The organism is Nocardia xishanensis NBRC 101358, assembly GCF_001613365.1.
Lineage (GTDB): Bacteria > Actinomycetota > Actinomycetes > Mycobacteriales > Mycobacteriaceae > Nocardia > Nocardia xishanensis.
The window spans coordinates 34843-46783 of record NZ_BDCF01000047.1; the positions used below are offsets into that span (position 1 = coordinate 34843).

The following is an 11941-nucleotide window of genomic DNA, read 5'->3' on the forward strand; positions in this document are numbered from 1 at the left end:
CTCAGGTCGTGCAGACCACCGCCTGCGCGATGAGCGCCAGGTAGAGGGCGAACACGAAGGCGACGGCGGGCAGGACCGGATGCTCCGGCTCGTTCGAACGCAGGAACCGCCATTCCCCGCACACCGGGATCGCCAAGAGCGCCACGGGAATCCAGGCCACGACGGCTTGTGCCCCGCTGCGCTCCCACGGCCGGACCAGCACCAGGTCGACCGCCACCGCGAGGTCGGCGAACCCGAGGATCGCGACCACACAACCCATGACCCCTAGCCGATTCGAGTACAGGTGCTCGCCCGGACGCCGTTCCCGCGCGGTCTTGCGGGCGAACTCGAAATGCAGGAACGCACCCGCGAACACCGCCACGACGGCGACCGCCTGCCAGCGGGCAGCGACCTCCCCGGTGCCGATCGCCGAGATGAGAACGTATCCAGCCATCAGAATCTGAATCGGATATGTGACAACGAGATTGAGCACGATGCCGGTACGCACCGCCGTCGACCACCGCTCCACCGCCCACAGGAACAACCCGTACGCCAACACCGCAGCTATCGCCACGCCCGAGACCGCCGCCAGGACGAGACTCGCACCGACCGCGCCGACCGCGAGCACGCCCATGGCCGCGCGCAGCTCGCCCGCGCTCACCTCACCCGTGACCAGGGGCCGGTCCGGATGGTGCACCCGGTCGTAGTCCAGATCCTTCTGTTCGTCGACCATCCGCAGGTACAGCAGCACGAGGGCGACGACAACGATGCGCGGGACGGTGGCCGAGCTCGGCCGCCACGGCGTCTCCGGTTGGGAGACAAGGGCGGCCGTCCCCTCCAAGGCCAGCACGAAGACGATGGCGTAGAGCAGGTAGTGCGGCTTGTACATCACGGCGGTGAAGCGCGCGAGGCGCCGTACCGATTCGAGCGGGCTCGGCGCCCGCACCTCGCTACTCATGCCCCGCCCCAGCGCTCCCACGCGGTGACCTCGCACGCGGGCAGCCTGCGCCTGGCCTGCTTCGGCGGTCCGGGCCGCAGGTGCGCGACCGGGAGCAGCGCGACCTGCGTGACCTCGTCGAAGGGAATGCCCAAAAGCTCGGCGACCTCGCGCTCGTAGGCCAGATGCGCGGTGGTCACGGTGCCGCCGAGACCACGATCGTGCAGTGCGAGAAGCAAATTCCAGACCGCCGGATAGATCGACCCGTAGAAGCTGGCCAGGTGCAGGGCCGAACCGGTCGCGGGCGGGCGGCCCAGCGAGCACGCCAGCACCAGCGCGGGCACCTCGTGCAGGTGTTCGGCCAGATACCGGCCGGAGGCGAGGTCGCCGAGCTGATCCGGCCGCGGGGTGCGGGCGGACAAGTAGGCCGCGAAACCCTTGCGGTAGTACTCCGCGATCTGCTGCCGGGTGCGCGGGTCCTGGACGACGAGAAAGCGCCACGGCTGCCGGTTGGTGCCGCTCGGCGCGTGCACGGCGGTGTCGAGGCAGTCCAGCAGCTCGGAGCGGTCGACGGGACGCGCGAGGTCCAGCCGCCTGCGGAACGCGCGGGTCGTCCGCAGCAGTTCGGCGGCGTTCACCGGGAATCGCCGATCGGCTCGGAATCCAAGGCATCCGCGTCGAATTCGAGGTCGAGCCGGGCGGCGACGGCGCCCGCCTGCCGGATCTCGCAGTGCACGAGGGTGGTGTCGAGGCCGGGCTCGGTGATCTCGGCGACGCACTCGGCGGGCAGATCCAGTTCCACGAACCGGTCGAAGGTGCTTGCCAGACAGACCAATCGGGGCTGGTCGCGCAGCACCATGCTCAGCGCGGTCTGCCTGCACGCCTCGATCAACAGGCTGCCAGGCACGTGGTCGAGCTGATGATCGAACAGGAATGGATGGGACAGATCGGGGACGAGAGCGGCACGGCTGACGCGACCATCCGCCTCCGGGGGCGCGATGACGACGTTGCGCCGGTTCTCCCTCCCGACCACGGCAGCCTCGGCCCGCTCACCGAGGGCGGATGCGCCGTGAAAGGCCCCTAGTCCCAAGCTCTCTCGGAACTGAACACGCAGCGCGGCCCACTGCCTCGGCGTCGTCCAGGAGAACGAACCGTCCACGGTGAGCATCGGCTCGCCGCCGGAAGAGATCTCCAGCACCATGTCGAGGCCCTGCAATGCTTCGCCACGGTGGTGCCTGCGCGGTACCCGCACCTCCATCACCAGATCGGTGGGTGCGATGCCGATCTCCCACGCCGAGGTGTCCGAGCCGGTGCCGTTGAATGTCCGCACGACGAACGCCATATCCGTTGGCACGCCGTAGAACTCGTGGGCCACAGCGATCGCCGCCTGCCGAGCGGCCTCCATCACCACCAGCGGGTCGTGGCGCATGCCGAGAGATCCGGCGTGGTCACCGTAGTAGGCGTGCATGCGTGGTAGTTGCGCGCCGACCAGGAAGGCGTCGGCCCCGGTGGCGTCCAGCGAGGTGACGAACACCTCCGAGACCGCGCAGCGGTGCGCCAGTTGCTTCGGAATGGTGCGGTTGTGCGTGGCGGTCTTCTCGACTGCCGCGTGCGTTGTCACGATCGGCCCTCCAACCATTCTCGCGCGGCCACCGGCGGCAGCGTCTGCGACTGCGATCCGACCCGCATCGGAAGCACGTAGGATCCGAGCACCAGGACCGACCACGGATCCAGCTGCGCGCCCGCGGACCACGCCGCATACAGCAGCCGCGCGCCGTCCGCGTCTTCGGCTCGGCCCGCGTCGATTCCGGCGCGGCGCAGCGCGTCGAGGACGGAGCGCAGCGCGTCGTCGCGGTCGAAGCTGCGAACCGGGACCCGCGCGTACAGGTCGGCGGCCAACGCGCTGACCGCCGCCGTGCGGTCCATCCGCGCCGCGGCCTGCCCGAGCAGATCCGCGCGGGTGTCCTCGTCGAAGTACACGGCCAGTTCGCGCAGCACATCGGCCGGGTCGTCGGGCGTGTGCACCAGGTTCAGCAGGAAGTTGTGCCTGCCGAGCACGTAGCGAAGTTCGCCGGGCTTGCGTTGGCGCGGATCGGTGGCGCCCTTGGCCTCGGTAAGCCGGATCGGCACCGGCAGCTCGTCGTCGGCGCCGTGCACTACCAGCACCAGCACCTCCGAGATGCCGATCAGCAGATCGGCCAGCCGCCTGCGCTCCGGCGATGCGATGTTCCACGCGAAGTACCACAGCGCGCGCACCAAGTGCCGGTTCACGCGCATTCGGTGTGCGGCGACGACGCGGAACCCGTTGGCGGGCAGCCATTGCAGAGTCGGCTCCACGGCGCGCGCCACGATCGCGTCCGGCTTGAGCAGCAGCAGCGAATGCTGCCTGGCGAAGCCGACGGGGTCGATGCCGAGCCGTTCGAGTTGTTCGACGGCCTCCTGCACGTACGTGTCGTCCGCGTAGGCGTCGATCTTGGCCGCGCTGGGCGTCAGCTCGGCGAGCAGCGCGTGCAGCGACGCGCCGCTCCGGTCCAGTGGCATCGCCGTCATCGCGCCGCACCGCCGAAACCGTTGGCGGCCAGCACCTCGTCGATCGAAGGCAGCGCGACACCCAGGTAGCCGGATTCCAGGCAGTAGTCCAGCAGCAGGCGCAGGTACTCCTTGCCGGTGGGCGGCGCGGGGCGGCCGAGCAGTATTTCGGCGCGGGTGGTGTCGAAGTCGAGCCTGCGCACGAAGTAACTGGTGTAGAGCGCGCCGATCCGCCGGTAGTATTCGCGTTCCACCGAATCCAGATCCTCTTCGGCGAACGTCGATTCCGGCACGAAAGTCGCCACTTCGAAGGACGGGTACTCGGCCAGCACGTCGGACACCTCGCGCAGCGAGAGCGCGTCGCCACCGAGCGCGTGCAGCGTGCGGAAGCTCGCCGAGTCGAAATCCAGTACCGCCGCGGCGATCACGTCGGCCACATGGTCGACCGGCGCCAGCGCGAGGGTGGCATCGTAGCGGCCGGGCAGGGTCCGCAGCTTGCCCTCGACCATCAGCTTCACGACGGTATACAGGTTCTTGTATTCGCGGATCTCCCCGGTGGACGCGGCGCCGGTGACGATGCCGGGCCGCACGATCGCCCACCGGAGTCCCTGTTCGCCCGCCGCGCGCACCAGCAGTTCGGCGCGGAACTTGCTGTGCTCGTATTCGTTTCCGAACGACTGGCCGACATCGAGCTCGTCCTCGGCGACCGTTCCGCCGCGCATCCCGCACACGTACGCGGTGCTGACGTGCACCAACGGCACGTCCCACTCGCGTGCCATGGCGATCGCGTGGACGGCACCCTGCACGTTGAGCTCGTTGTAGTCGGCGGCGGGCGCGTCGAATGCTGTGGTGGCCGCGCAGTGCACGATCATGCCGACGCGCTCGGCCAGGTCGGCCGTGTCGCGCGCGGACAAGCCGAAGCCGGGGCGGCGGATGTCGCCCGCCACCGGTGTGCCCGCCTCCAGCACCGTGCCGTCGTTGCGGACGATATCGGCGTTGCTGTGCAGCACCGCGGCGACCGGCCTGCTCGCGGCCGAGAGCCGGGCGACCACCTCGGCACCCACCAGGCCGGTCGCGCCGGTGACCAGCACGGTCTCACGCTCACCCATGATCGTTCCCCCGTGGTGCGCCCGCGACCAGCGCGATGACCTGGCCGACCCGGCGCACCCCGACGACGTCCTCCGGACGTTGCCTCGGTAGCTCGAAGGCCCGCTCCAGCACCACGGTCAGCTCCATCAGCCGCAGCGAGTCGAAGCCGAGATCCTCCACGAGGCGGTGTTCGTCGGCGAGGTCGGCGGGCGGTTGCGGCGCCATGGTCTGGACGAGGCGGCGCACCCGGGCGGCAAGGTCGGTGTCGGCGGCGGTCATGTGGGTTCGCTTTCCCGGAGGTGGGGCTGGTGGCCACCGGTGGTGAGCAGATCGCGGGCCTCGTCGAGAGGCAGGTCGGTGTTCAGGTAGGCGGCCAGGCGCAGCCAGTCGTAGCCGATGGCCAGAGTGCGCCGCCACTGTTCGCGCGAGTCGAACGAGGCGGGGAAGGCGAGCGCGGCGTCGGCGCCGCCCGCGACCTCGCGCACCAACGCCACGAAATCGTCGAGGATCGCGAGTCCCGCCATCGTGTCTCCGCCGCCGCGCAACAGTTCCGAGAACCGCACCCGGCGTGCGGCATCGAGCTGCGCCAGCACCTCCGCGCGCCGCCGTGCGCCCGGCGGCACCGAGCGCGCGACTGTGGCCGACGGAGCGACGTCGGCGGGCAGCGGATGAATGCCGTAGGCGGACAGCAACACCCGCACCGCCATGGCGACCAGACGGTGCGCGGCGATGTCGGCGACGCCACCCTGACCGTTCTTCACCGCGCCCGCCAGATCCTCCCTGGCGTTCTCCAGCACGATGTTCGACCACACCAGGTGCAGCCCGCATTCGGTGAAGCGCCGTGCGGGCAGCGGTGCGAGGGTGGCGATTCCGTCGTCGCGGGCCGCGCCGGTCAGTCCGAGCGCCGGCCGGTGCGCGCTCGGCACCGGCGTGTAGGGCGCGACGGGCTTGCACATAGCGAGCGCGGGTTCGATCGGGGCCGCGCCACGCCATTGCAACCCGACCAAGCCGAGCCGCACGAATTCCGCCAGTTCCGTGGCGATGTCGCGTGGGGCACGGGCGAGGACGTCGCGCAGGGAATGCTTGAAGATCACCGATCGCCAAGCGCGGGCGGCGTCGTCGGAGAGCGCGAAGACGTCGCGATCGTCGCGGACGACGTGCACCCGGCCGCCGATGGTCCACGTGGTCACGCCGGGGCGGCGGGCGAAAAGGATGCGGTGCGGGTCGTCGGATCGTTCGATGCCGAGATCGGTGACCAGCTCCCAGAGTCCTTGCCAGATGACGTCTTCGGTCCGGGGACGGCGGCCGTTGGTCGACGGATCGCAGTGAATCCCACCGTCCGCTTCCGGCCACGCGGCCCGATCGGTCAGCTTCCGGTAGCGGTCGATGACGTCGTGAGCGCCGATCCGGTCGAGTTGGCTTGGCAGCCATTTGGTTTCGAGGTAGGTCTCGCCACGGCGGGCGGCCCAGCCCTTGACCGCCTGGAGCAGTCCGTCGCGGGCCCATTCACCGGCCTCGTCGGACGCGCGCAGCGTACGCAGCGCCACCGCGTAGCGCAGCGCATGCACCGCGCGGGCGGTCCACCAGTCCGCCATCCGGATTCGGAAGTCGTCGTGCGGAAGGAGCGCGCGCAGCGTGTCGAGGTCCACCGAACCGGGCCGGACCACCGTGGCGCGCAGGAAACGCTGGCAGCGGTTGAGCAGGTCCTCGTCCAGCCCGGCCGGATCGCCCGCCGCCGCCTCTTCGAGCTGGCGTCGCAGCTGTGCCACCGAGCGGGTGCGCACCTCGACGCGGCGACCGTCGATGAACAGGACCGTCGGCAGGGTCGGCAGGTCATCGGCTCCCGGGACGACCGCGAGGAAATCCACGTCGGAGCCTTCGTTGCCGAAGCCTTCGGCCAGCGAGCCCTCGAAGAGGACCGACGAATCATTGGGCAGCGCAATGCTTTCCAGCGCGGAAGCGAGCAGCTGCCGCACTCGCTCCACCGGCAGGGTGGGCGCGGCGGAAATCGCCGATGGCCCGGTGCGGGATCCCGTGGTTCCGTCTGCCTCGTGGACCTCGACCCCGGCAAGCGCGCCGTCCTGGAGCATCCGCCACAGGTGGCGGCGGCGTGGCTTTCCGCTGGAGGTGCGATGGATCGTGCCGCGCGGGCCCGTGACGATGGTGATCGCGGCGGCGGGGCCGAGTTCACCGCGAATCACTCTGCGAGCCTGGGCGATCCATTCACCGGACGGCGCTTCGGCGAACAACGCGATGCCGGGTGACCCCCGATCGGTGAGCGCCACGGCAGCAAGTTTGCCCTTGGTGATGCCGGTTTCCCTGGCGACGCGGGATTCGACGTCTTCCATGAACACCGAGCGACCGCGCACCTTGAGGCTGGTGCCCATCCTGCCGAGTACGAAAACTTCACCGTGGTAGAGGAAACCGGCGTCGCCGGTATAGAGCTCGCCGTCCAGGATCCGGGTCGCGCCGCCGTCGTTGCCCGTGTAGCCCATGGCCACCGAATCGCCGACGACCACGAGTTCGCCGAGCACCCCATCGGGCAGCTCGCGCCCGGCCTCGTCAACGGCGCGGACGGTCGATTCCGGTGTCGAAAACCCCAGGCCGGTGATCCAGCCCGCGCCCTCGACCCGGTGTACGTCGTCCAGCTTCGATTCCGCCAGCACTCGAATGGGTTGGCCGAAGCGCAGATTCGGCGTGTCGAGGCGCAGCGCGGTGATCGGCCGTCGGCGCGCCGATGAGGTCACCATGAGCGTGGCCTCGGCGAGGCCATAGGCGAGCGTGTAGGCGTCCATCGAGAAGCCGCGGGGGCCGGTGAGCTCGGCGAACGCTTGCAGGTCGGCCACCTCCACCGGCTCCGAGCCGACGGCAAGCGTGCGCCAGCCGGACAGGTCCAGATCGGCGATCTCCTCCGGCCGCACCCGGTGCGCCACATAGCCCAAGGCGAACGAGGGCGAGGGCGAATGCTGGGCCGAGGCCATCGCGCGCAGCCAGCGGGACGGGTCGCGGACGAACTGGTCCGGGCGCATCAGGTAGAGGTCGCCTTGGTTCGTGACGGTCGTCAGGAACGCGCCGACCAAGCCCATGTCGTGGTAGAGCGGCAGCCACGACACCATCGCCTCGCCGGGACGCCACTCGATGAGCCGGGAGATCATGGCGATGTTGTTCGCCAGATTGCGCCAGCTGACCCGCGCCCCGCGCGGCGTGCCCGTGGAACCCGACGTGAACTGCAACAACGCGCAGTCGGCCGGCGCGCCCAATTCGCGCCGGTCGGGCGCTTGCGGCAGCTTTGCGCCGATCACCAGCGGCTCGTCGGTCCGCTCGGCCGCGACCGCCGCCCGGCGCACCAGGTCCTCGAATTCCGGGGAGGTGACCACCAGCCGCGGCTCGGCGGCGGTGAGGACGGCGGCGATGTGCGCGACGATCTGGTCGAGATCGCCGAACATGGGCGGCGCGATCGGCGTGAACACACCGCCGCAGGCCCAGACGGCGTAAAAAGCCGCGGCGCAGGCGAATCCGGTGGGCATGATCACGCAGGCGCCCTCGCCGCCGGCGAATCCGTGTTCGCGCATCAGCGCGGCGATGGACCACGACTGCTCGGCCAGCTCGTGGTAGCTGCGGAATTCCCAGCCGTCGGCCTCGTCGGCGAAGTGGACGCCGGTCTCCCGCGCCGGTCGCAGGAGCCAATCTCGCACGGCCGCAACATCTTTGTCAGGTACCATCGCGGTGATCTCCTTCGGACAGCACAGTAACCGTTCCGGCCGTTCCGTCCACCCGAATTCGCATACTGGTCCGTATTCTCTTCGTGACGTCCGCGACCTGGACGACCGTCGGCACCCCTAGTTCGCGCGCCACGATCGCCACGTGGGTCAGCGGGCTGCCGCGCTCGATCACCAGCGCCGACGCCGAGGGCAGCGCCGCGACCCAACCCGGGTCGGTCCGGTAGGCCACCAGGATGCCGCCCGCGAAGTCGCTCGGCTCGCCGACGACCACCGCCTCGCCCTCGACGATCCCCGCCGCCGATGGCGTGCCGCCGAGCACGGTGCCCACGGTCGCCGCGGGCATCTCGCGGACCGGCACCCAGCCTTGCGCGGCCAGTTCCGCCCGCCCGAACGCGCCGCCCCTGGTGACGAAGCGGGCGGGTGCGACCAGCTCGGCGTCCGCGGCGCACTGCGCCTTGCGCGCGGCGACCAGCGCGCGCAACGGGCCGGTGTCGTCGCCCTCGTAGCAGCCGCGCAGTTCGTCCACCGTCAGGTAGAACACATCGGCGAACTCGTCGAGCACGCCGCGTTCGGCCAAGTCACGGCCCATCGCCCGGATCATCCGCTTCACCATGCCGAAGGCCCTGGTGCGGCAGAACCGCAGCCGCTCGCGGTGGGCGGCGCACCGCGACACCTTGGCCCGCAAGCGCTCGTAGACGCGGCGGCGCGCGCCACTCAGATGGGCGTCGAGATAGGCCTCGGCCTCGTCGCGCCGATCGGACGGCGCGACGGCCTCGTGCACCCGGCCGAGCGCGCTGCGCAGCATGACGAACAAGCCCGACGGGTCCTCACGTAGATCCGGTGTCTCCAGCTTCAGCTCGTCCAGGCTGCGGTAGCCGTAGCGGTCCAGGTACGCGTCGACCTCGGCGCGGAAATCCGGGTGATCGGCCAGTGCGGCGAACAGCCGATCCGGCGGGGTCGACCGCACCAGCGCGGTCAGTTCCCGATCCGCGTCCACCGTCCTGGCCAACGCGGTCATCGCGCGGGCCGGCTCGGCCGATTCGACGTCGGCGCCGGGCCCGACGACCGCGTACAGGAACCACTCGGGCGCCTTCGGCAGCAGCGCCTTGGTCAGCGCGTAGAGCAGGCCGGTGCAGGTCAGCAGGATCGCGTCGAGCACCATCAGCGGACCCCAGCGCTCGACGAGATCACGATCGACTTCGCGATAGGCGGCATAGGCTTCCGCGCCGGACAGCGACGCGTAGTCGAGTCCGTCGTATTCGTCGTAGACGCGGTAGAACTCGGTGCGAAAGTCCTCGACCATGGCGTCGATGCCGAACAGCCGCCGCAGATAGGTCACCGTCGTCACCGTGCGGGATCGCAGGCGCGCCAGCGGGTTGTGGAAGACGAAGGGACGCAAGTTTTTCGCGATGTCGTCCGCGAGCGGCTCGGCTACGCCGAGCGCGGCCTCCAGCACCCGGCGGTTGAGCGGGTAGCCCGGCGCGATGCCAACCATCCGGTACCAGTGCAGCAGGTTGTAGTAGACCCGGCCGTGAAAGTAACCGAGCAGCACCGGAGTCCACGCGTCGGTTTGCCGCAGCTGGTCGCGCGGCACGCGCAACGAGGCGGCATAGCCGCGGTATACGCGGCCGTAGATGCCCGCCGCGGTGGTGTAGGTCAGCGGGGAGGTGATGCCGCTGAAACTCTCGATGATGTTCGAGTTGTCCCAGATTCGGAGTTCGCCGGGCGCGAGGGTCTCACCGGCGCCGCGCAGCGGTGCGTTCGCGGGTTTCGGTTCGGTGGTGATCGGGCGGGACTGAAGCACCCACAGGCCGACGTCGTCAAGCGCCCACTCGATGTCCTGCGGTGCGCCGCAGATGATTTCGAGCTTACGGCCCAGCTCCGCCAGCTCGGCGATCTCGGCGCCGGTGAGCACGGCGCGCTCGCGCAGCGCCGCCGCCACCTCGCCGGCCTCGCACCCCTGCTCCGCGGCGGGGGTGTAGCTGCTGTCCTTGTCGCCGATGATCGTGTCGAGCACGGCGCCGGTCGCCTTCTCGACGGTGACCGTGTCCGCGTCCACCGCGCCGGACACCAAGCCCTCGCCGAGGCCGTACACCGCGCTGATCAGCAGTTCTCCCGGCACGCCGGTGCTGGGATTCGCGGTGAACAGCACACCGCTGGCCCGCGCGGACACCAGACGTTGCAGTACAACGCCCGGCGCGCCACCGACCGGACGCGACCGCGCGGAGGCGTACCGTATCGACCGCTCGGAGAAGGCGGACGCCCAGCAGTCCCGCACCCGGCCGGCCACCGCTTCGATCCCGTTGACGTTGAGGAAGGAGTCGAACTGACCCGCGTAGGAGTGCTCGGCGCCGTCCTCGGCGACCGTCGAGGAACGCACCGCGACCGGTCCGCCGCCGATTCTCGCGTACCCGTCGGCGATGAGTTCCCGCAGGTCGGAGGGCAGCGGCGCGGAACCGATCGCCGCGCGCAGTTCGGCGCCGAGCGCCAGCGCGCGATCCAGGTCGTCCGCCGCACCGATCGCGGAAAACCGTTCGGCCAGTTCGTGTTCGGCGAGGAAGCGCGCGAACGCGTCGGTGCCGAGCGCCACCCAGTCCGGAACGCGGAAACCGCTGTTCTGTACGGTGTGCAATCCGCGCGCCTTACCGCCCCCCAGCGCGGCGATCTTCGCCAGTTCGTCCCACGGCCCGAGTACCTGCACGGCATCTCTCCCATCGCCCCTGATCGACGCGCCGGAGCCGGGCGCCCCGGGCCCACGATCGGCCGCGCGAAAACCAAGGGTTCGTCTGGATATATCCGGTTTTCCGGCTCGGCGTTAGCCCCTGATCCAGTGGTACCAGTTCCCGAACAGTTCGTCGCGCGGTGCGTGACACCGATATGCTGCGGGCAGTTCGGTGGGTTCGGTGAGGAGTGATTCGGCGTGGGTTGGACGTTCACCCCGGACGAGTTCGCCCACATATGGCGAGAAACAGAGGTGGATCGTCACCCGTACCCGCTGCGCATCCTCGAGACGCCGCGCACCGAGCACGAGGCCGAGGCGCTGCGCGCCCAGCTGAACCAGCGCCTGCCGCTCGGCGCCGACCCGGACCTGTCGGCCTGCTTGCGGATCCTCGCCGAACCACACACCAGGATCGTGGCCATCGGCGGCGCACACACCCCGAACAGCGAGCTGCGACTGCTGGCATGCGCGGTGTACGACCGCGCGGTGCTCGCCATCCAGGAGCCCGGCACCCGACCCGATTTCGGCGGTCGCGTGCGCATCTCGATCGGGCACGCGAGCAAGCTGGGCAGCCGCATCGCCACGCTGCTGCCGAGAACGCCCGCCGGGCGTGAACCCGCCCGTGCGGCCGCCGCCGCCGCGGTCCGCGACACCGAGACCGTCATCGCCGCCCAACCCGCCGCGCCCCTCATCCGCAGGCTGCTGCTCAAACCGCACACCGCCGAGGGACACCTGCGCATCGAAGCGCGGCTGGATCGTGACGAACCGGTCCCCGCGATCCACTACACCTGGATCGATGTGCAGGGCGACGGGCGTTACCTGATCAAGGCGGGCGACACGGTGCACATCGTGCCCGCCTCGCCCGAGCAAGTCGCCGCACAATTGCAGAAACGCATTCCGGCTCAGGCACGTTGAGCGGCGCGAACTTTCGGCGGATTCCGTCCAGCCCAGTGCATATCAGGCGTA

The 11941-nt window shown here is 70.1% G+C and carries 9 protein-coding genes; 1 reads left to right on the plus strand and 8 read right to left on the minus strand.

All coding sequences use genetic code 11. The features are described 5' to 3' along the window. Nucleotide 1: 1 nt before the first annotated feature. The 8 genes from NX1_RS27640 to NX1_RS27675 are packed head-to-tail and all read right to left on the minus strand — an operon-like array spanning nucleotide 2 to nucleotide 10957. Entirely contained in the window at nucleotides 2-937 is a 936-nt protein-coding gene (locus NX1_RS27640) for a UbiA prenyltransferase family protein (RefSeq protein WP_068065419.1), read from the minus strand. Further along, a complete protein-coding gene (locus NX1_RS27645; protein ID WP_068065422.1) occupies nucleotides 934-1554 on the minus strand; it encodes a nitroreductase family protein in 621 nt (206 codons plus the stop codon). The genes NX1_RS27640 and NX1_RS27645 overlap by 4 nt, the downstream gene beginning before the upstream one ends. Further along, on the minus strand, nucleotides 1551-2537 hold the full coding sequence (locus tag NX1_RS27650; RefSeq protein ID WP_245668704.1) for a ScbA/BarX family gamma-butyrolactone biosynthesis protein: 987 nt from the start codon (nucleotides 2535-2537) through the stop codon (nucleotides 1551-1553). Before NX1_RS27650 ends, NX1_RS27645 begins: the two co-directional genes overlap by 4 nt. Further along, nucleotides 2534-3466: a nucleoside-diphosphate kinase gene (locus NX1_RS27655; protein ID WP_245668705.1), complete on the minus strand. Its 933-nt coding sequence runs from the start codon at nucleotides 3464-3466 to the stop codon at nucleotides 2534-2536. Before NX1_RS27655 ends, NX1_RS27650 begins: the two co-directional genes overlap by 4 nt. After that, nucleotides 3463-4554: an SDR family oxidoreductase gene (locus NX1_RS27660; protein ID WP_068065428.1), complete on the minus strand. Its 1092-nt coding sequence runs from the start codon at nucleotides 4552-4554 to the stop codon at nucleotides 3463-3465. Before NX1_RS27660 ends, NX1_RS27655 begins: the two co-directional genes overlap by 4 nt. Continuing rightward, on the minus strand, nucleotides 4547-4813 hold the full coding sequence (locus NX1_RS27665) for an acyl carrier protein (protein ID WP_068065431.1): 267 nt from the start codon (nucleotides 4811-4813) through the stop codon (nucleotides 4547-4549). The genes NX1_RS27660 and NX1_RS27665 overlap by 8 nt, the downstream gene beginning before the upstream one ends. Next, on the minus strand, nucleotides 4810-8229 hold the full coding sequence (locus NX1_RS27670) for an AMP-binding protein (RefSeq protein WP_245668706.1): 3420 nt from the start codon (nucleotides 8227-8229) through the stop codon (nucleotides 4810-4812). Before NX1_RS27670 ends, NX1_RS27665 begins: the two co-directional genes overlap by 4 nt. A 16-nt stretch (nucleotides 8230-8245) precedes the next feature. Then, nucleotides 8246-10957, minus strand: coding sequence for a phosphoenolpyruvate synthase (locus NX1_RS27675; RefSeq protein ID WP_068065436.1), 2712 nt, complete (start codon nucleotides 10955-10957; stop codon nucleotides 8246-8248). A gap of 219 nt (nucleotides 10958-11176) precedes the next feature. On the opposite strand from NX1_RS27675, the gene NX1_RS27680 reads away from it, so the two are divergent. Further along, complete coding sequence (locus NX1_RS27680; protein WP_068065439.1) at nucleotides 11177-11890, plus strand: ESX secretion-associated protein EspG; 714 nt, start codon at nucleotides 11177-11179, stop codon at nucleotides 11888-11890. The last annotated feature ends 51 nt before the right edge of the window (nucleotides 11891-11941 follow it).